General features: G+C 45.4%; 17 protein-coding genes, 1 other RNA gene and 1 pseudogene. 14 read left to right on the forward strand and 5 right to left on the reverse strand.

All coding sequences use genetic code 11. The features are described from left to right. From QUB20_RS16970 to QUB20_RS16980, 3 genes are all read left to right on the forward strand, one after another. Window positions 1–417: transposase (locus tag QUB20_RS16970; RefSeq protein ID WP_333291507.1), on the forward strand; the 417-nt coding region annotated here is incomplete at its 5' end. Between the two features lie 291 nt (window positions 418–708). Continuing rightward, a complete protein-coding gene (locus QUB20_RS16975; RefSeq protein WP_333051394.1) occupies window positions 709–1,488 on the forward strand; it encodes a class I SAM-dependent methyltransferase in 780 nt (259 codons plus the stop codon). A gap of 242 nt (window positions 1,489–1,730) precedes the next feature. Then, on the forward strand, window positions 1,731–2,066 hold the full coding sequence (locus QUB20_RS16980) for a cupin domain-containing protein (RefSeq protein ID WP_333051396.1): 336 nt from the start codon (window positions 1,731–1,733) through the stop codon (window positions 2,064–2,066). Between the two features lie 233 nt (window positions 2,067–2,299). On the opposite strand, the gene QUB20_RS16985 is transcribed toward QUB20_RS16980, so the two are convergent. Continuing rightward, window positions 2,300–3,001 (reverse strand): Crp/Fnr family transcriptional regulator, encoded by a 702-nt coding sequence (locus QUB20_RS16985; protein ID WP_333249474.1) that lies wholly within the window; start codon window positions 2,999–3,001, stop codon window positions 2,300–2,302. A gap of 45 nt (window positions 3,002–3,046) precedes the next feature. Between QUB20_RS16985 and QUB20_RS16990 the strand changes: the two genes are divergently transcribed. From QUB20_RS16990 to QUB20_RS17010, 5 genes are all read left to right on the forward strand, one after another. Further along, the gene (locus tag QUB20_RS16990) at window positions 3,047–3,565 is read left to right on the forward strand and encodes a CdiA C-terminal domain-containing protein (RefSeq protein ID WP_333249471.1); all 519 of its coding nucleotides are present in this window, start codon (window positions 3,047–3,049) and stop codon (window positions 3,563–3,565) included. Further along, entirely contained in the window at window positions 3,540–4,583 is a 1,044-nt protein-coding gene (locus QUB20_RS16995; protein ID WP_333249469.1) for a thiazole synthase, read from the forward strand. Before QUB20_RS16990 ends, QUB20_RS16995 begins: the two co-directional genes overlap by 26 nt. 69 nt (window positions 4,584–4,652) lie before the next feature. Beyond that, window positions 4,653–4,820 (forward strand): photosystem II assembly protein Psb34, encoded by a 168-nt coding sequence (psb34, locus tag QUB20_RS17000; protein ID WP_106333461.1) that lies wholly within the window; start codon window positions 4,653–4,655, stop codon window positions 4,818–4,820. A 570-nt stretch (window positions 4,821–5,390) separates the two neighbouring features. Then, a complete protein-coding gene (locus QUB20_RS17005; RefSeq protein ID WP_333249467.1) occupies window positions 5,391–7,661 on the forward strand; it encodes a hypothetical protein in 2,271 nt (756 codons plus the stop codon). A 105-nt stretch (window positions 7,662–7,766) separates the two neighbouring features. Then, window positions 7,767–8,459, forward strand: coding sequence for a response regulator transcription factor (locus QUB20_RS17010; protein ID WP_333249465.1), 693 nt, complete (start codon window positions 7,767–7,769; stop codon window positions 8,457–8,459). On the opposite strand, the gene QUB20_RS17015 is transcribed toward QUB20_RS17010, so the two are convergent. The 3 genes and pseudogenes from QUB20_RS17015 to hemG all read right to left on the reverse strand — a co-directional run bounded on the left by QUB20_RS17015 (window position 8,456) and on the right by hemG (window position 11,378). Then, window positions 8,456–8,596, reverse strand: coding sequence for a hypothetical protein (locus QUB20_RS17015; protein ID WP_333291509.1), 141 nt, complete (start codon window positions 8,594–8,596; stop codon window positions 8,456–8,458). The two genes, QUB20_RS17010 and QUB20_RS17015, sit on opposite strands and share 4 nt — an antisense overlap. Beyond that, a pseudogene (locus tag QUB20_RS17020) lies at window positions 8,593–9,798 on the reverse strand (RNA-guided endonuclease InsQ/TnpB family protein). The gene QUB20_RS17015 and the pseudogene QUB20_RS17020 overlap by 4 nt, the downstream one beginning before the upstream one ends. 119 nt (window positions 9,799–9,917) lie before the next feature. Further along, a complete protein-coding gene (gene hemG / locus QUB20_RS17025; RefSeq protein ID WP_333249463.1) occupies window positions 9,918–11,378 on the reverse strand; it encodes a protoporphyrinogen oxidase in 1,461 nt (486 codons plus the stop codon). 34 nt (window positions 11,379–11,412) lie between these two features. On the opposite strand from hemG, the gene QUB20_RS17030 reads away from it, so the two are divergent. The 3 genes from QUB20_RS17030 to corA all read left to right on the forward strand — a co-directional run bounded on the left by QUB20_RS17030 (window position 11,413) and on the right by corA (window position 17,634). Next, window positions 11,413–11,577, forward strand: coding sequence for a hypothetical protein (locus tag QUB20_RS17030; protein ID WP_333051403.1), 165 nt, complete (start codon window positions 11,413–11,415; stop codon window positions 11,575–11,577). Window positions 11,578–12,143: 566 nt separating this feature from the next. After that, complete coding sequence (locus tag QUB20_RS17035) at window positions 12,144–16,379, forward strand: PAS domain S-box protein (RefSeq protein ID WP_333249461.1); 4,236 nt, start codon at window positions 12,144–12,146, stop codon at window positions 16,377–16,379. A 76-nt stretch (window positions 16,380–16,455) separates the two neighbouring features. Then, complete coding sequence (gene corA, locus QUB20_RS17040; RefSeq protein ID WP_333241019.1) at window positions 16,456–17,634, forward strand: magnesium/cobalt transporter CorA; 1,179 nt, start codon at window positions 16,456–16,458, stop codon at window positions 17,632–17,634. A 173-nt stretch (window positions 17,635–17,807) separates the two neighbouring features. Here corA and QUB20_RS17045 read toward each other — a convergent pair whose 3' ends face one another. Then, the gene (locus tag QUB20_RS17045; RefSeq protein WP_333291511.1) at window positions 17,808–17,933 is read right to left on the reverse strand and encodes a hypothetical protein; all 126 of its coding nucleotides are present in this window, start codon (window positions 17,931–17,933) and stop codon (window positions 17,808–17,810) included. A 147-nt stretch (window positions 17,934–18,080) separates the two neighbouring features. Between QUB20_RS17045 and rnpB the strand changes: the two genes are divergently transcribed. The 3 genes from rnpB to QUB20_RS17060 all read left to right on the forward strand — a co-directional run bounded on the left by rnpB (window position 18,081) and on the right by QUB20_RS17060 (window position 21,006). Continuing rightward, an RNA gene (rnpB, locus tag QUB20_RS17050) (RNase P RNA component class A) lies at window positions 18,081–18,514 on the forward strand. Window positions 18,515–18,802: 288 nt separating this feature from the next. Continuing rightward, a complete protein-coding gene (rnc, locus tag QUB20_RS17055) occupies window positions 18,803–19,510 on the forward strand; it encodes a ribonuclease III (protein ID WP_333241017.1) in 708 nt (235 codons plus the stop codon). Between the two features lie 320 nt (window positions 19,511–19,830). Then, the gene (locus QUB20_RS17060) at window positions 19,831–21,006 is read left to right on the forward strand and encodes a Gfo/Idh/MocA family oxidoreductase (protein ID WP_333249458.1); all 1,176 of its coding nucleotides are present in this window, start codon (window positions 19,831–19,833) and stop codon (window positions 21,004–21,006) included. Window positions 21,007–21,022: the final 16 nt, after the last annotated feature.

Here is a 21,022-nt window from a genome sequence, read left to right on the forward strand (position 1 = left end):
GAGGATGGAACTTATGAAGTGTGGAGTGACAAACGAAAAGTTCAAGTAAGATTAGTGACTTTTTCAGATTTAGAAACACGAACTGAATTTAGGTTTGTCACTAATTTACCTGAATCAGGAGAATTAGCATACACTAAGGTCGAAATTGGAGAAATTTATCGCAGACGATGGCAGATTGAATTGCTATGGAAATTCTTAAAAATGCATTTAAAATTGGCTCGTATAATTACTAAAAATACTAATGGAATCAAGATCCAAATCTCTGCCTGTTTGATTTGTTATTTGTTGCTTCAGTTAGTTGAAGTTCCTGATAAAATTGGAAATAAACTCTTAGACAAATTACGATATTTACAGGCTTTTATGTGTGAGAAAATCAGCTATATTCACTGGTTTAAGGAACTTGTTTTCAATTGCTGAAATCAGCATTTTATAGGATTCGTATGTCTATTTTCAGAATCCTATCAATAAGCGTTCAACACTTCTGGACAGAAAGTATTGTTGGCAATCAAAAACAGTCCGAATTGTTGAGGGGCGGACATGGTATAATTCCTGATATTGTAGGGTGCGTCAGCCTCATAAATTTTTACAGTTATGTCAAAAATTGATCGAGCGGACACACCCTACGATAATTTGAATATGAGCTAGATCATAGAAAGATTAGGCAGAATTTGGTAAACTGAGATTAAGGTTACATAGGAGGTCAATTTAATGACCAATACTGCTCTCAATTTTAAGACTGCACCCGGACATGAAGTTCTGGCCGCGGCGGGTAAGAAAATGCTGAGGCCGGGGGGGAAACTTGCTACGGAACAGTTATTTGAATGGGCGGATTTTCAGCCTGGGGAGACTGTTTTGGAGTTGGCTGCTAGTTTTGGATATAGTTCGATCGCCCTTGTTGAACGTTTTGGCGTAAAAGTAGTGGGAGTTGAGAAAAATCCCGACAGTGTGGCCCGCGCTCGTGCTAATGTTGCAGCAGCGGGTTTGAGCGATCGAGTGGAAATTGTCGAAGGAGATATTTTTCACTTGGATCGGATTTCCCAACAGTTTGATTGGGTGTTGGCTGAAGCTATCCTGACAATGCAGTCGCCGTCGGGGAAAGCTAAAATTGTATCGGGAATTTGCGATCGGCTAAAACCAGGCGGCAAATTTCTCTCTCACGAACTTTTAGCTAGAAACCGAGAATCAGAAATTCAAAAAGCTTTATCAGAAGTGACTCGGGCTAATTCAACGCCTTTGTCTGAGTCTGGCTGGATTGCTGCTTACCAAAAGGCGGGTTTGCAAGTAGAAAAGTGTCAAACCGGGGCGATGGGCCTCCTAAATTTGTCGCGAATGCTGCAAGATGAAGGGTTTGTGGGTACTGTGCGGATTGTGTGGAATATTTTAAGTCGATCGCAAATTCGCGATCGTATCTTAGCAATGCGTCGAGTTTTCCAGCATTACCAACAGGATCTAGGCTACATCGTTATCTCTGCTAAAAAACAATCTTAACCGACTCAATCGATTTTCGATTTTCGATTTTTGATTTTCGATTGAAGAAAGTGAAGCCACTGATAAATCCGGGGGTTCATGACCAAATTAATCGATTTTTGATTTTCGATTGAAGAAAGTGAAGCCACTGATAAATCCGGGGGTTCATGACCAAATTAATCGATTTTCGATTTTCGATGGAAGAAAGTGAAGCCACTGATAAATTCGAGACTTGTGACCAAATTAATTAATTGTCAAAAACTATGACTACTACTCTTTTACCGCTACAATCTTCAGCAATCCAACTCCGAGACGCAATTGAATATCCCGCCGCCGGAGTGCTGAACAAAATTTTAGTCAAAGACAAAAATTGTCAGTACAGTTTATTTTGTCTGGCTGCAGGAACGGAAATTTCGGAACACTCTTCGGCACGAAATGCCACAGTTAATGTCATCGAAGGAAAGGGGATTTTGACTCTTGAAGGCAAGGATATTGTTTTGGAACCGGGGGTATTTGTCTTCATGCCTGGTAAAGCTCTTCACGCTTTGAAAGCCGAAGAAAATTTGGCGTTTATTTTGACACTTTCCGAGGCTCATTAATTTCTGCAATATTGCTTGGGGGGCGGGTTTTATACTTGCCTAAAATCAATAATCTCATCAACCCGCCCCGATTCACAGTAGGGGCGGGTTTTACCAACCATAATTGCCTAAAATCAATAATCTCATAAACCCGCCCGATTCACAGATTGTCGGGGGCGGGTTTATATAGATAGTGAGTTGCACTCAAATATTGTTTGTGAAACCCGCCCCTACAAGAATTGCGATGTTAACATTTATTCTATTTCTTCTCCCGATGCGATATCCTCCAATTTTTCCCAATCCAATACAATAATTTTACCGCCTCGACTGTAGGATACAAACGGCTTGAGTTTCTTAAATAACCGCACGCATTCTTCGTAGGTAATGCCAATACTGCGAGCGATTTGATAGTAGGGAAAACGTTTTTCTAAACATACACTATTATCAGCAAGCTTCGTACCTTGCTCGACGCCAAAGTAATGAATAAATCGGGCCAGCCGCACGATCGCCCTTTCCGACACCAAACCGTGCACTGTCTCGTGCAGTTGCTGCAACCGCTGATTAAACACCGCCAATATTCGCAAGGCAATCTCAGGATTTTCCCGAATTGCTGCTAGCAAAACTTCCCGTTCTGTGGTAAGAACTTCCACATCAGTTTCTGCAGTCACCGTTGCGGGGGCAATGCCGTTGCCTAGCAAAGCAGGTGCTGCAAAAATATCTCCCTGAAATAAAGTGCGGAGAATTGTTTCTTTGCCCGCCGCCGCTGTTTTTGCAACCCGCAGAGAACCGCTCAAAAGAGTGTATAATTTTTCCGGGATGCGATCGCCCTCATACATCACAACTTCTCCCTGTTGATAAGTCCGAATTGCTGTATGTTCTTGCAATTGCTCTAATTCAGTTTGGTTTAAGCTGGCAAATATTCCAATTTTAGCCAGTTGCTCAACAGTTGATTTCATACCTTTAACTCTACCCGCTCGGAGTCTATTGACAGTATAATAACGGTGAATTCAGAATATATCGAAACAAGCAGAGCCATCTACGAAAATGCAGAACCCGAATATCGGCGCTATTATTTTGATGAGATAGCGGGCGGATTTGTGCTCGTCCACCAAGACCATAATCTTAATAATTCCGAAAGTTTTGTCGCTGAAGTTTTGGCTAAAATGGGAAAGAGAGTTAGACTTTTGAGCGAGCAAGCACCGTCTGGAACGAAAACTCCAGATGCTGAGATTGACGGTCAAATTTGCGAATTTAAGGAATTAACAAAAGAGTCCAGTAATCTAAAAAATAGAGTACAAGAAGGGTTTGGAAAAGCCAAAAATCAAAGTGCAAATGCAGTCATTTTTCACGTAAATATAGAAATTTACGACATTCGAGAGATAGACGAAGGCATCAGGCAAGCAATATATTGGGATGTTAAGCATCTCATGCAAACTATCATTTTGGTTTTCAACAACCAATCTGTTCTAAAAATTACTAGAGAGGAATGGGAAAATGGGCAGCGTTTTTCAAGAATTTGAAGAAATCGTAAATAGCGGTATAAAAAATAATATGCCGCGGGATGCAAGATTGATTATTGTTGGAGAGATCCTCTACGCAGTAACTCGGGACGAACTAACCAATAAGGAAGGTTGGCTGCTAGAAAATATGCTCGGAGGCAGAGAAGAATGGGAAAAGGGACTAGAATATGCTATTTTTGGAGACCCAAAACAGGGACACATAGCGCCACCCTTAACTATCTCAGACAAACCTCTGGTTATCGCAGGCAAAACTTTTCATTCTCGCTTGATGACGGGGACGGGAAAATATCGCAGCATCGCAGAAATGCAGCAAAGTGTCAACGCTAGCAGGTGCGAAATTGTTACCGTGGCTGTGCGGCGAGTGCAAACAAATGCTCCGGGGCATGAAGGATTGGCAGAGGCTCTCGATTGGACTAAAATTTGGATGCTGCCCAATACTGCCGGTTGTCAAACTGCGGATGAGGCGATTAGAGTAGCTCGTTTAGGGCGGGAAATGGCGAAACTTTTAGGGCAAGAAGACAATAATTTTGTCAAATTAGAAGTGATTCCCGATGCTAAATATTTGCTGCCCGATCCGATCGGCACTTTGGAAGCTGCAGAACAATTAGTCAAAGAAGGTTTTGCCGTTTTGCCCTACATCAATGCCGATCCCTTGCTGGCAAAACGCCTAGAAGAAGTCGGTTGTGCGACAGTAATGCCTTTAGGTTCGCCCATAGGTTCAGGGCAAGGGATCAATAATGCGGCCAACATTCAAATAATTATTGACACGGTGAAGGTTCCTGTGGTAGTCGATGCGGGTATCGGAACCCCCAGCGAAGCGGCGCGAGCAATGGAAATGGGAGCCGATGCACTGTTGATTAATTCGGCGATCGCCAATGCCCAAAATTCCCCGGCAATGGCAAAAGCAATGTCCATGGCAGCAGAAGCGGGGCGGATGGCGTACTTAGCAGGCAGAATGCCGATCAAAGATTACGCGATCGCCTCTTCCCCCCAAACAGGCACCGTCACATCCAAATAAATTCCTGAATTTTCCTGGGCGCTTTTTTGGTAGAGTTGTAAGCATCAAAAATATTAAGGATTGTGACTGATGCCTTACATCAAAGATGACGATGGACGCCTGAACAACTTTGCTAAAGAGCCGAAGGTGTATGAAGCCGTACCTCCCAACAAAAATCAGCAACGCAACTACATCATCATGGGTATTGCAGCAGCCATGTTAGTCGCCGGTTTGGTGTACGTGGCTGCCTCCGTCTGAAAACTGGCCTGAGACTCAAAGCTGCTTCAAATCGCAATTTTAAATAATCCTTCGAGAAACCATGTTTTCCTTTCCCAAGGAAACATGGTTTTTGTGTTTCAATACAAAGCAGGTAGTTGCGACAATCCTGAAGCGTGCCGAGCGAGCCCGAAAGCTAAATAAGACCAGCATAAATTTGGTGTTTTCCTCTCGGCTGTTGGGTTCAGGGACTTGGGTTGCAAATACTAACACGGGTTCGTCACTCACATAAAATTGCCAATTGAAAATCTACAATCCTTTAGTCATCACCGGTGCGATTGACAATTCCCGCATCCAGGATACCCGCCACGTGATTCATCCGTCCAGAAATAAAAAACCTGTATCCGAGAAACTTGCCGAACGTATTTATCTCGCGCAAGTCAAGGCTTCAATCTAAAATCTAAAATCTAAAATCTAAAATCGATTGACTGCCTTCGGGGCGCAAGTTGTGAGTTATGAGCGATCGAGATTTCAACTTTCAACTTTCAACTCTACAATCTAAAATCTACAATCCAAAATCTAAAATCTAAAATCTAAAATCGGCTGATCCTGATGTCTATTCCTTCCCAAAAAGTTTCTAGCTCGAACAAGCTGATCTACCAACGCTTGAAACAGGCGATCGACCTCAATTTACGCCGTCAAATTTTTATTGCCGCCTGCGACGACTTGTGCTTGCGAGACTGTCTGGCAGCCCGCTTGCAGACAGAATTAGCCGCAGAGAGCGCAGGCTCCGATCCTCGCTCCCCGATCGACTACCCCCGATTTGTCAGCTTGGAACTCGACTTGAGCGATCCAAATCCTTGGGGTTCGATCGCCGCGTGGCTGACTCAACACCCACCGCCCCAAAACAGGGGCAGCTACAGCCCTTTGCCGGGATTTCAAATTATCGGGGCAGAACACCTGACAAGGCAGTCAGCAGCCGTGCAGTGGTCGTTCCTGAGCTATTTGAGAGACATCGAAGCAAACCTGCAAATGTGCGAGTCTACTCTGTTGCTGTGGGTGTCGCGCCCCTGGCTGAGTTCGATCGAGCAATCGGCCCCAGAATTTTGGCACTGGCGAACCGGAGTATTTGAGTTTGAAGGCGAACCAACTCCAGCTAAGGAAGACTTCGGGCACTTTGAGGACTTCGGAAACTCAGGAGACTTGCGAAACCTGCGCGACAGCGGAGACTTTGGCAACAAACTTTTAATATCTTCTTTGTCTGGACAATCCCCAATTCCCGATGAACAATTCCCAATTTCCCATCCCCCGTCTCCAGCCCCTGATTCTAAATCCGTCCAACTGGCAGATGACGAACAATCCCCAATTTCCCATCCCCCGTCCCCAGCGCCAGATTCTAAATCCGTCCAACTGGCAGATTTGGTTTTAGCAGCAGCTTCTGAGGATTTGGCAGCCGAAAATAATCCCGCATCAGAGGAGAATTTTCTGCCGCTGCAAACCCTGCAATACATCGAACTGCTGCAAGAACATCAGTGTTGTTGTGAAGCATTAGCTTTGGCTTATCACGGTTTGGGAAATTATTACCGCGATCGCATTCTGGGCGGAGACATTTCAGAGCAAAACCTGACCATCGCCATTGGTGCGATCGAACAAGTGATTGCGTATCTCGAAATTGACAGCAAGTCGCAGCAAAATCAACCACTAACTGAGGAATGCGCGCGGCTGATTGCCCAATTGACACAAAATTTAACTCAGTACGCCCAGGAGTCCCACACCCTACCGCCAATTTCCGATTTGCTCAACGATCTCGGCACTCTCTACTGGATGCTGTCGCGCGATCGCACGCAGCATAACGCCTCAGATCCGGTATCCTGTCTTGAACGCAGTATCGCCCTCTACCTTGAAGGTTTGAACCGAACAGATGCCGAAACCGTACCCCAAACTCGCGTTAGATTAAACAAAAATTTGGGAATCGCCTCGGCAGATTTAGCCCGCTATCGAGACAAGACAGAGAACTTGCAGCACGCAGTTGCAGCTTACCAACAAGCGCTGCTGGATCTCGATCCCGCCGTGGAGCCTCAGCAGTACGCTGCTGCTCAGAATAATTTGGCGACAGCATACTGGAATTTAGCTCAAGATGGTGAGCCGATCGTATATCTCAAAAGTGCGATCGCAGCTTACACCCAAGCCCTCTCCTGTTACAGTCCCGAACGAGAACCCCTCAACTATGCCGGAGTGCAAAACAACCTCGGTACCGCCTGCTGGAACCTCGCCCAGCACCAACCCTCAGAACCCCTGCTAGTCAGGGCGATTTCCGCCTACCGCGAAGCATTGAAATACCGCACCCGCGAATTAGTACCCGCAGCAGCAGCAGCCACCTACAACAATCTCGGTACCGCTTATTGGCATTTGGCGAACCAGTTTCAGCAGAAACAGGCGCGGACGGAATCATTGCAGCAGGCGATTACCGCCTACGAAGCCGCCTTGGATATCGCCGGAAAGCTCGATCGAACCCAACTCACCTTTGACGCCTTGGCCGCCCGCAACAATCTCGGACTAGCCCACTATCAACTAGCCACCGACCCAGATTTCGCCACTAATAAAGTCGCACAGACAAGCCATCTAGAAGCAGCACTGCACCACCAGTTGCAAGTGTGCGCCGAATGGGGACAATATCTCAATGACAAAGGGTTAATATATGGGGATAAACTCAACCTGCAAGCCACGGCAAACTCCCAAGCTGCTGATTCCCGGCAAACAGCATTGAGCTATATTGTCAAAACGATTAGAGCTTTCTATAGTGAATGTGGGCTGCCAGGCCAAAATTTAGCCTTATCCAAAGTTCCCGGAGATTTATTGCCCGAAATCTTGCGTAGGTTATAAATATGGCTATAACTATTAAAAGCTCAATTTTTTCGAGATTTGTATCCAGTTTTCTATTATTATGGCTGAATATTCTTGCCTAATTCTTCAAGCAAACTTGTGGTCATGGCCCCTGTAAAAATCCTTGTGGTTGATGACGACCCGGCAATCCGAAATTTAATTCACCGTTTTTTGAGCCAGCAAGGTTATCAAGTTGAGTCTGGCGAGGACGGTCAGACTGGTCTGGAATTATTTGAGCAACTCAATCCTGACTTAGTAGTTCTAGATGTAAATTTACCTGATACAACTGGCTATAAACTGTGTCAAGAAATGCAAAGACGCACGGGCGTGTTTGTGTTGATGCTGACTGCCCGAACCGATGAAGCTGACAAAATGAAAGGGTTTGCCGAAGGTGCTGACGACTACATTACTAAACCTTTTAGTCTTGTAGAGATTGGAGCTCGCGTTGCAGCAATTTTGAAACGCAAACGCATTGTTACTCCCGCGGAACAACAAAGTCTTACTTTTGGAGAGCTACTAATAGATCCGGTTCGCCGCGAGGTAATTCTCGGCAGTCAGATACTTGCTTTGACTGCTTTAGAATTCGACCTGTTGTACTGTTTGGCCAGCAAACCCGGTCGCGTGTGGAGGCGATCGGAATTGCTGCATGAAGTGTGGGACTACGAGTATGTAGGAGCCGATCGCGTGGTGGATGTCCATATCGGTCAAATTCGCCGCAAAATTGAACTAGATCCTAATCAAATGCCGATGATTCAAACCGTCAGGGGGGTGGGTTACAAGTTTGAGCCAACAACCTAGTAGCATTCGCCGGCACGTCCGTCGGCACACCAGGCAGAAGGCTGTATAGGGGCGGGTTCACCAATATCTCTGATTAACATACTCGATATTTTTGACATTCTCACGCCCGCTAAAGCCACGGTGATTCTAAACATCACTGTTTAGGCTTCCTCTTTCGGCGACCCGACTTATTTGAAAGAGTCTCCTCATTCAAACAGAGGTCGATATCTCCAGAGGCGTTTGAGGTTCCCGTATGCCCTACGGTACGCAATCCTAGTTCTAATATGTTGCGAGCCGCATTCCAATCTCGGTCTAAAACAAATCCACAATGCGGACAAATATGTGTTCTTTGACTTAACGATTTCTTCGCCACTTTCCCGCAACTAGAACAGTTTTGGCTTGTATAGTGAGGCGGTACTGCAACAGTCGCCACCCCAAATACTTTGCCAAAATATTCAACCCAATTCCTAAAAGCTGTCCAGGCTGCATCTGATATAGACTTGGACAGCTTTTTATTTTTAACCATGTTACGCACCGACAAGTCGACCTAGGCTACCAAGTCGTTGGACTGGACTACGCACCTTGCTAATTTCACGGCAAAGTCTTTACGCCGCCTACTTACCTTGAGGTGTTTTCTACTTAAATGATTCCGAGCCTTAGCTCTATTTTTAGAGCCTTTCTGCGTTCTAGAAAGCCTGCGATTAAGCTTTTTAAGCGACCTCTGGGACTTTCTCAAATGACGTGGATTCTCTACGGTGTTTCCGTCAGAGTCTGTATAGAAGTGCGTTAACCCTACGTCTAAACCAATGGTTCGTCCCGTAGGTTCCCGCTTTTCATTTCGTTCGGCATCAATACAGAATTGCACGTAGTATCCATCGGCTCGACGAACTACGCGAACCCGCTTGACTTGACTTAGCTGATAAAAGTGTAGGTCACGAGTTCCCCATAATTTAAAACTTCCTGCTTTAAATTCGTCGGTGAAAGTTATATTTCGCCTGTCGTCAGAAAGCTTCCATCCGCAAGTCTTGTATTCAACAGAACCGTGCGTTTCATGCTTTTTGAAACGGGGAAAACCTTTCTTTCCGGGTTTTGCTTTTTTGCAGTTGTCGAAAAACCGTGCAATCGCTGACCAAGCTCTTTCGGCCGAAGCCTGCCTAGCCATTGAGTTAAGCTTGGCTGCCCAAGGAAATTCCCTGGCTAAGACTGCACAATAAGCGCTTAAGTCATAGCGACCTACACCTTTTGTGTCCATCCAGTACCTGATGCAGCTATTACGAATAAAGCGAGCAGTACGAATGGCTTCGTCTAGCCGTTCGTACTGCTCCCTCTTTCCTTCTAGCTTGGCTTCAAATACTAACATTTACGTCGCTATGATGGATATAAAAACTAATTCACAGTTTTGACGGAATTAAAGCCGTCCTGTAAGGACGGGGCTTTAAACCCATTTTTTCGGTAAACCCGCCCTCCCCACACAAGAATTCAGATCGATCGAGTATCTGATTGTTTGTTCTGCAAATACTCGCCCACTTCTCGTGCACGCTCAAAACCCCTTCGCACGCAATCTCCCAAAGCCACGCCGCCAACGTAGTTACTGCACAAATACACCCCCGGCAAAGATTTTAAGCCTTCATCGATTTGTTGCAGGCGATCGAAATGCCCCAAATTGTACTGAGGAATCGCCCGCTTCCACACATTCACCGCTAAAACTTTAGGCTGTGGCACATCTGGTTTCAGCAAAATCCGAGACAAATCTCGGTGCACCTCCCGAACGATTTCTTCTGAGTCGAGATTGCCAATTTCCGAGTCTGTAGCCCCGCCGATGAAACTGGTGAGAGTGTGCCAGCCCGCAGGCGTGCGATCAGCAAATAAACTGGATGTCCAAATCGTCCCCAGAGTGCGAATTCCCTGCCCCCTCGGAATTAAATTTCCAAAACCTACTAATTTACCCTTGATATCCGACTGCGGATAGGCTAATACAACGCAGGCAACCGTAGGATAAGTAAAAGCGTGTAAAGCACTGCTAACTTCCGGTTGCAGAGGCTGCAACAAATCGGCTGTAACGTAAGCCGGCGTTGTCAAAACCACGGTGCGCGCCTCAACTTCCTGCTGTCCGTCGGGCGTCGAGAATACAGCAATGTAAGTTTCGCGTTCTGTACGATCGAGGCGAGTCAGATGCCAGTTGAGTTTCACTCGATCGCCCAATTCAGCAGCGATCGCCTCTGGCAAAGCCTTCAACCCCTGTTTAAACGAACCCAACTCCCCCGGCCTAGTTTTAGGAACATTCGGGTCTGCGGGCAATTTCTTCGGTCTTTTCCTAGCAGAAAGCAGCGCCCCCGCCACCAGCCCGCCACCCAGATCAGCCATCTTTGCTACCCGGCCAAAAGCCGCCGCCGCGCTAAGTTGTTGCGGATCGCCCGCATAAACCCCAGAAACAAAAGGTTCCACCAACCGCTGCATCACTTCCTGCCCCAGATGACGGCGGAAAAATTGAGAAACAGTTTCCTCGTCACCCTGCTGCGAAAGTCCAGCGCCCATTGCCGGCGCGACAAATCCCAAAGCCCCGAACAACGCCCGCAGTTTCCCCGGAAAACTCAGTAACTGAGACTGAATCATCGCAGGTGGAGTCATCGGCACCGGTTGCAGCTTTTTTTGCCAATAAACAAAACGAGGCAATTTGCGATCGGCAAAAATCAACTCCTGCTTCAATCCCACATCCACAGCCAACTTCATCAATTCCGGCGTCGGCGAAAAACTGTTCGGGCCCTCCTCCCAGAGAAACCCTTCGGCTGTCACAGTGGTGATGTTCCCGCCCACACGTCCCTGACTCTCAGCGACTAAAATCTTCAGCGGCGATGCACTCGTTGTTTCCTTGTGAAGTGCGTGCGCCAAACTCAAACCGCTAATACCCGCACCCACAATCAAGGTATCTAATAGTTCCATATTACATAGAAAAATATCGCAATCTTTATGTTACATGGCTTTGCACGGCTTGCGTTCTTTGCTGGGCGTACTGCCACACCGCTTTCAGATTACCGAATTGGGAATTGGGAATCGGGAATTGGGAATCGGGAATTGGGAATTGGGAATCGGTAAGCTGTCGGGCATTTCTGAAGCATTTTTCTCGCAGGTTGTGGATTAGCCTCTGCCCACCTCCCCGTCTCCCCGTCTCTCGATCTCGCTTTTGTATCCGCTGGGTCTGGTTTAAAAAAAAGCATCTGCTGTAATTAAGCTATATTGCCAAAAATACTATTTCTTTAAAATTTTTGTATTATAGGCAACAGCGCCGAAAATTGCACCGGGAAACGCAGCCGTAAAGTGTGCAAAAAAATTGGAGTGGGTTAAACTAACTTTAGGAAAATTTTAGAGCTTAACTTGCAAGTCCGCACACCCCTCTGAACAGATGGGGTTTCATTCCCTAATCAAAAGACATAGTTGACCAGCTATCGTCTTAACTGATTACGTTATCAAAATTATGGGTGTAAGCTCAAGCTGCTATGCGATCGCGCGTGAAATATTTAAAACGGTAATTGTTCCGTTGAAAGGAGATCACAAAAGTACCAAGTGACCAAGTAGCCCCCTGTAGCAATAATCAATATTCAAGGCGGTTAAAACTGCCTGATGCGTGCTTCCTCGATCGGTCTTTAGACACGAGGTTTCCACAATACTAAGCTTTTATCATTAAGCTTTTCTCATGAAAAAATACCCATGCAGGAAGTTATCAACTCGTTTCAGTCTTTTTTCTCTAACTCTGTTGATGCTTTCCTAGAGTGCGATCGACAGCAAAAGTACCTATCGATAAATCCAGTCGCTGCTGCTTGGATGGGATTGGAGCCGGCTGAAATAGTCAACAAAACTAATCAGGAATTATTAAAATTATATCCCAATAATGCTGCTGTTAAAAATATAATCTCGCAGATTGATTCTTGCCTGCAACAAGTATTTATTACCGGGGAAAAACGGCTGGCAATTCATGAGGTGACGACGGCAGACGGCGGGATTAAAATTTACGAAACTGCTTACACGCCAGCGGTGGATGCCTCTAGCAAGCAGATGCGGGTTTTGGGTGTCGGTAGAGATATCACCAGGCATTACCGCTGGCAGCAGCAGAAAACTCAACAGTTGCGCCGATCGAACCATTTACTGTGGTTGAATGCAGCTAACAGTCCGCTGGCAATGGTAGGCTGGGATGAAGATTTTCGGGTCGTTCAATGGTCGAAACGCGCCGAAGAAATCTTTGGCTGGACATCCGATGATATGATGGGCAAGCAGTTCGGCGATTTGGCTTTGGTTTGCGAGGAAGATAGAGAGGCTGTAAGCGCGATCGAGCTTGAACTAGCCACTGGCAACGGCAATACTTCAATTAACCGCAACTATACTAAAAGCGGACAGGTAATTTGGTGTCGCTGGTTCAACTCGATTATTCGCAGCGGCGACACTTTTACTGTGCTTTCTTTGGTGGAAGATATCACCGATCGCAAACGGTTGGAAGCAGAAAAAGCCCAAGCTTCTCGCCTCACAGCAATGGTAGCCGATGTGGGTATTGCCCTCACCAGACACCCTCAAGATATCCTGCTTCCCTGCTGCGAGGCACTGGTGCGAAATCTCGATGTCACTTCGGCGGAAATTTGGACTTTCAACACTCAACATAATGTTTGCCAATTGCAAGCAGCATCGGGAATATACAGCCGCACAGACGATCGGGCTAGCTTTATTGAAAGTAAGGTTAACTCGATCGCCAAACAGCAAAAACCAGAATTTGACTGCGGATTTGAACTGAACAATTTTGGACTCCCAGAGGAAGAATCCCCGAAAGCAACAGAGGCGCAAAAGTCCGAAGTAGCCATTATCAACACCAGTCAAAAGCCGACAAATTGCCAAATTCCCAACCAAATTATAACCTTCGCCGGCTACCCTTTGATAGTCGAAGAACGGCTGGTGGGAGTCATGGTAATTATCAGCCGCCAGCCGCTGAGTGCACCTTTTCAGGAAACTTTAGCATCGGTTGCTGATGTCATCGCTTTAGGCATCGAACGCAAGCGTGCCGAAGCTGAATTACAATCAGCGAGAGGGTTCCTCAATTCCGTAGTAGAAAATCTGCCGGTGGGAGTTTTTGCTAAAGATGCTTCTTCGCTGAAATTTGTGCTGTGGAATAAAGCGGGAGAAACGATCGCAGGTGTTACTTCTCAAGAGGCGATCGGCAAAAATGACTACGATATTTACCCCAAAGAACAAGCTGATGTTTTTACTGCTCAAGACAGGGAAATATTGACAGGCGATCGCAACCAATCTAATGTTAAAGACATAGCCGAAGAGCCGATCCAAACTCGCCACAAAGGTATGAGAATACTGCACACCCGCAAAGTGCCAATTCTCGACGCCGCAGGCCGTCCTCAGTACGTTTTGGGGATTACTGAAGATATTACCGAACGCAGGCAGGTAGACGAAAGCGTGCGCCTCTACGACCAAATTGTCGAGAATATGCAAATTGGTTTGTACGTCTACCATTTAGAAAATATAGACGATGATAGCACTCTCAGGGCGATCGCCTCCAATCCTGCAGCTACCCTATTTACCGGATTAGAAATGGCTGATGTTTTGGGAATGACAATCGACGAGATTTTTCCCCAACTGCGATCGAAAAACATTCCCCAAGCATTTGCTTCTGTAATTCGCACCCAGAAAGCCGTAGAAGTTGAAGATATTGACTGCGATGAAGGGGGCCGCATAACTCGCGCTTTTTCTATTAAAGCTTTTCCATTACCCAACAACTGCGTCGGTGTTGCTTTTGAAAACATTACTGCTCGCAAGCGCCTAGAACTAGAACTGCAGGTAGCTTTGGAAAAAACCGAACGTTCCGAACAATTCCTGCGTACAGTTATAGACAAAACCAGCGACTGGATTTTTGCCAAAGACAAAAATTTTTGCTATATTTTGGTCAACAATAGTTTCGCTCGATCGATTGGTAAAACAGTCGAAGAAATCCTTAGCAAATCTGATTTAGACTTAGGGTTTTCAGTAGAGCTAGTGTTTGGAAATTCTGCCAAAAATATCCGAGGCTTCCGCACAGACGACTCTGCTGTACTGGCAGGCGAAATTATCCACAATCCCTGCGATATGGCTACTGTTGCAGACGGTTCAGTACATATTTTGGACACCCAAAAACTTCCCCTGCGCGACGCTGAGGGTAATGTATTTGCAGTGCTAGCTTTCGCTCACGATATTACCGAACGACATGAATCGGAAGCAGCTTTGCGTAGAAGTGAATCAAGATTTAGGTCTTTGGTAGCTAATATTCCCGGAGTGGTTTATCGCTGGAAGTGCGATTTTTCGACTAATTTTATTAGCGATGCCGTTTACTTATTAACTGGCTACCATGCGGCAGATTTTATTTGGGTTTTGGACAGGAGAAGCCGGACTTTTGCTAGTATTATTTACCCGGAAGATTTGGCAAAAGTAGAAGCAACTATTCGGCAAGGCATAGAAAACAAAGAGTCTTATAACTTGGAATACCGCTTGCTAGCAGCAGACGGCACGGTTAAATGGGTTTGGGATAAGGGTTCTCCTGTGTTCGACGCAGAGGGAAACGTTTGCTATTTGGACGGGGTGATTTTTGATATTAGCGATCGGTACTACGCCGAGGAAGCATTGCGCCAAAAAACTTTAGAGTTAGAAGCTGTTTTTCGCGCTTTGCCTGATTTGTATTTTCGACTAGATGCTGACGGTATAATCGTGGATTATTTGTCAGGAACTTCCTCGGTTTTATACGTGCCTCCCGAACATTTTATTGGTCAACGAATGACCGACATATTGCCACACAATGTCGCCTGCCAATTTACCCAAGCAATCTTTGAAGTTTCCGAAACAAGAAATTCCATCGATATAGAATATTCGCTTTCCATGTCGGAAGGAGAAACAACTTATGAAGCCCGACTGTTGCCGTTTAATTCAGATCAGATTATTATTCTAGCTCGCAATATTACCAAGCGCAAACAAGCCGAAGCTCAATTAAAACATAAAAATCGCCAGCTAGAGCAAACATTGAAACAATTAGGCAGGACTCAAGCTCAACTAATTCAAGCGGAAAAAATGTCTGGTTTGGGACAGCTAGTGGCGGGAATTGCTCACGAAATCAATAATCCTGTCAGTTTTATTTACGGTAATATCACTTACGCTAGTGAGTATGCCAAAAACTTGCTGGAACTGTGCAGTTTGTACCAAGCACACTACCCGGAACCTGTTGCGGTTATCCAAGATTTGGCAGCAGAAATAGAACTGGAATTCATGAAAGAGGATTTCCCGCACCTCCTGAATTCAATTCAAACTGGAGCCGATCGCATTCGCCAAATAGTTCTGTCTTTGCGTAACTTTTCCCGCCTGGAAGAATCCGATCTTAAGCGTGTTAATATTCACGAAGGAATAGACAGTGCTCTGTTGATTTTGCAACACAAGATTAAAGAAAATGGCAGAAATCGTCATATTCAAATAGTTAAAGAATATGGGAAATTACCGCAGATACAGTGCTACGTGGGACAGTTAAATCAAGTGTTTATGAATATTTTAAATAATGCTGTTGATGCTTTAGCAGATGTCAGGCAGCGGAAGTTGGAATTGTCTAGTTATTCGGAAGAGGAGCGGCAAGATTTTCCTAGTTTACCTTTAAGTTGCGCGGCATTGCCGTGGATTCGGATTCGCACGGAGTTGCTGGAGAACAATCGGGTGGCGATCGTAATTTCAGATAACGGGTATGGCATGGCAGAGCCTGTTAAGTGTCGGGTATTTGACCCGTTTTTTACTACTAAACCAGTAGGCAAAGGTACAGGTTTGGGACTGTCTATCTCCTATCAGATTGTGGTGGAAAGACACGGAGGGACGCTGCATTGCATTTCCGCGCCTGGAGAGGGAACTGAATTTGCGATCGAGATTCCAATTCGGCAGAGGTAATGAGTCATTGGTAATTGGTAGTTGCACCAGAAAAATGATAATCTAATTAAAGGTTCTAAAAGTCAGGAATATTAGCATGGTATACAAAAGCCTACATACTTCTAATGCCGTTGCAAAATACATTAAAGAAGAAGATGATGACGATTCCTATGTTGACTATTTTTATGACGATCAGGGGGCTCCGCCGGGAACTCTCGACTTAGAACCCGATGCGCCGCCTCCGGAGATTGTATTAATTGACTATTGCGAAACAGCAGCTACTCGCGGCAAATTGGCAAATCCTCAAGAAGCTTCGGCCTATTTAGAGACAGCATCTGTTTCTTGGGTTGATATGTTGGGATTAGGAAACAAAGAAACTTGGCGCCACATGGGTAAAGTCTTTAATTTGCACGTAATGGCTCAGGAAGATGTGGTTAATGTTCCCCAGCGACCGAAAGTTGTAGACTATGAACAGCACATTTTAATCATTGCCTGGATGGTGATACTTAAGCCGAATTCAGAGAATTTTCATAAAGAACAAGTGAGTTTGATTTTGGGGAAACATTACCTGTTAACTGTTCAGGAAGAACCCGACTATGATTGTTTTGAACCCGTGCGCGATCGCATTCGTAAAGGACAAGGAACTATTCGCAAGCACGGAGCAGATTATCTAGCTTATACTCTGTTAGATGCGATTATAGATGGATTTTTCCCTGTATTAGAAGTTTACGGAGAGCGCATTGAAGAATTAGAGGATGAAGTGGTGGTGAACCCCACCCGCAGCACCCTGGAAAAAATCTATAAAATCCGGCGAGAATTGCTGACTCTGCGCCGCGCTATTTGGCCGCAGCGGGATGCAATTAATGTTTTGATTCGAGATAGTAGTGATTTGATTAGTCCAGAGGTGCGAATTTACCTGCGGGACTGTTACGATCACACGGTGCAGGTGATGGATATGGTGGAAACCTATCGAGAGTTGTCTTCTGGTTTGATGGATGTTTACTTGTCTTCGGTTGGTAATAAAATGAATGAAATCATGAAATTGCTGACGGTGATTTCTAGTATCTTTATTCCTCTAACTTTTGTGGCGGGAGTATACGGGATGAATTTCAATACAGAGAAATCGCCCTTGAATATGCCGGAGCTGAATTGGTATTTTGGCTATCCGCTGTGTTGGGCTGTTATGGTAGGAATCGCCTCTGCTTTAGTTTACTTTTTCTGGCGCCGCGGCTGGTTTGATAATTTTTCTACTATCAAAGATGACTCATTAAAGTAACCGAATTGAAGATATAAGATTGGGGATTAAAGATTGAAGAATTCAAAATCCTGTTAGGTGAAAAAGTTTCCTGCCCCTAGTTGAATCCGTGCGGTAAATCCTGGCATGATCATTGCCAACTTTTGTGCCCCCTGATTGATCGGTGAGTGATTTTAAGCGAGTTGCAGGGAAATTTAATTGTTGGGCGGGCTTTCGGGCCCACAGTACAAGAGTTTGAATAAACTGAGATGTTGCACCATTCTCAAGAACAGGCAAGATGCCTGTTCCACAATCAAGTTTATTTTTTGTGGAACAGGCATCTTGCCTGTTCATAAAAAGCTTATTGACAATAGTGCCAGATGTGAGAATAAACACAAATGTCCAAGTTAAGTGGGCGACAATTTAAAATATTCAATCTCAAATCCCAAATAGATTGACGAACGATCGCGTACAATAAATCTGGGGAAAAAGTAGGCGCAGGCGGTTGCGGATTAGCGAAAGCTTGTCTGAGGAAAGTCCGGGCTCCCGAAAAACCAAACTTGCTGGGTAACGCCCAGTGCGAGCGATCGTGAGGATAGTGCCACAGAAAGATACCGCCAATTAGTCATTAGTCAGCAGTCATTGGTCATTAGTAAGTAACTGAGGATTTTTGACTGGGAAGCAACAACTAATTTGGTAAGGGTGCAAAGGTGCGGTAAGAGCGCACCAGCAGCATCGAGAGGTGCTGGCTCGGTAAACCCCAGTTGGGAGCAAGGTCGGAGGGACTATGGTTGGTTTTTTACCAGTTCCGTTTTTTGGTACCGCTTGAGGCGTCTGGTAACAGGCGTCCCAGATAGATAACTGCCCTCGAAAACTGCTTGCAGTTGAGAGAACAGAACCCGGCTTATGTCCGACTTTTTCCTCCCCCCATTTAATTAAAACTACCGCTTGGGAATCAGGTCAACAAATCTTTTCGACCTGTTTTATGTTGGGAAAGGTGTGCACTGCACACCCGGAGGAAGATTTTGGGTAAGGTGCACCATAAGCACCCGGAGGAATATTTAGTCTTTAAACTAATTTTTTTTTATTAATATGAATCTGATACCTGTTAAAAAAAATAATGCAACTTTTGAAAAGCTCCAAACCCGGATAGTCATCCGTGATTCCCACTTCTAAAATCTAAAATCTAAAATCTAAAATCTAAAATGGTATGATTTATCCGGGTCGCCAAAAGCAACTTGAAACATTAATTGAAAAATTGGGACTGACGAAGAATGCTTCGATAAAATGGCATCTCGTCGATTTAGCTTTGACTCATGCGAGCGCGTCAGCTAAGGCAAATTATGAGCAACTAGAGTTTGTCGGCGATGCAGTTGTGCGGCTGGCTGCGTCGGAATTGTTGTTTGAGATTTATCCTGACTGTACAGTGGGGGAATTTGCTGCTATTCGATCGATCTTGGTGAGCGATCGAATTCTTGCTAAAATCGCTGAAAGTTACGGGTTCGATCGCTATTTAATTGTTTCCAGCAGCGCCGCTGCAGACAAAACAGGCGCTGAGCCCCGGCTGGCCGATGCTTTGGAAGCGGTACTGGCTGCGCTTTATTTGAGTACCCAAAGCTTAGAATTAATCCGCCCTTGGCTAGATTCTCACTTTCAACGCTTAGCGACAGAAATCCGCAGCGATCCGGCCCGCCAAAACTACAAAGCTGCTCTCCAAGAGTTGACTCAAGGCAAATACAAAACTTTGCCTAAATATAGCGTGCAAGAAACCGGGACAGTGCAGGGCGGGGAGGATCGTTTTACCGCAGAAGTTCTCATTCAGGGAAAGTTGGTAGCAGAGGGAAAAGGTCGATCGATCAAAGCGGCCGAACAAGCAGCGGCTCAGGCAGCTTTCAATAAATTAGTTGGTAGTGAGTAGTCAGTTGACTGTTGACTGTTGACTGGTGTTATCAGTTATTGGTTATTTGTTAGGAGCGCGAATTAAATAACTTACAATTTTAATTGTTATTGTGGGATGGGCGTCCCGCCCGTCCAAAAAGGATGGGCGTCCCGCCCATCCCACTTTCAAGAGTGGAAGTTATTTAATTCTCATTCCTTAGCTGATACCAATAACCAATAACCAATAACCAATAACTACTGCAAACAGTCAACTGTCAACAGTGATTTTTTTGAGTTAAAACATAGATAATAATAACAAAATATGCTATAATTGCTGTGCGATTTTTGAACTTATAATTAATGAAAATCGGAATAGCTGTATTGGGTGCAGGCCGCTGGGGAGTTAACCTAATTCGCAACTTTCTTGAACATCCCAACAGCCAAGTTTTAGCGGTGGTAGACCCGAATCGAGATTCATTGGCTGCCGTTCAAAAACAGTTTAATCTTGATGCCTCGGTGATTCTAGCTACCGATTGGTCTCAAGTGCAAGCCTTGCCGGGACTGCAAGCTGTGGCGATCGCCACTCCAGCTTCCACACACTACACCCTCGCAGCAGCAGCGCTGAAACAAGGCTACCACGTCTTAGCAGAAAAACCCCTCGCCCTCAACCTGACTGAAGCAATAGAACTCTGTCAATTAGCCGAAAAACAGCAGCGGCAACTCTTCGTTGACCACACTTATCTGTTTCATCCAGCAGTCGATCGAGGCCAAAGAATTATTCAACAGCATCAACTTGGAAAATTGCGCTACGGTTACGCCCAGCGCACCCATTTTGAACCGGTGCGCCATGACGTTGATGCCCTTTGGGACTTGGCTATTCACGATATCGCTATTTTCAATACTTGGCTGGAACAAATGCCAATTGAAGTAAGGGCGATCGGCACTGTTTTTCCGAAGGAATCAGGAATCACGAATCAGGAATCAGGAATAAATAAAGAAGAAGCAGCAGAAATTGAAAATCAATTTTCTCCTTCACTGCTGACTACTAATCCTGCAGAAAAACTAGCAGATTTAGTTTGGGTAACGCTCACCTATCCCGACGGATTTCAAGCATTTATTCACCTGTGCTGGCTAAATCCCGACAAACAACGGCGCTTAACAGTTGTTGGCAGTTTGGGAACCTTGATTTTTGACGAAATGTCGCCAGAAACTCCGCTGATTGTGCAGCGCGGGAATCCAGATTGGGGAGGCGAAGAGAATAACTCTTTTGAAAGTGCGTTAGCGAAGCCCGCCCCTACGGGGGCTACGCCAACGAAGAGGATCGCGCCGCAGCCAACAAGCATCAGACACCGCGAAGTGTTGAGTTTAGAACAAGTAGAACCGCTGAGGAGAGTGTGCGATCGCTTCCTCAATTCCGTGCAAACAAATACCCCCTGTCTTACCTCTTCGGGCGCCGCCTCCGTCGAATTAATCCGCATTCTCAGCACTTTGAGCAAATCCCTCGAACTCGGCGGACAGCCCCTAATACCATTTTAGATTTGAGATTTTAGAT

This window comes from Microcoleus sp. B4-C2, assembly GCF_036705265.1.
GTDB lineage: Bacteria > Cyanobacteriota > Cyanobacteriia > Cyanobacteriales > Microcoleaceae > Microcoleus.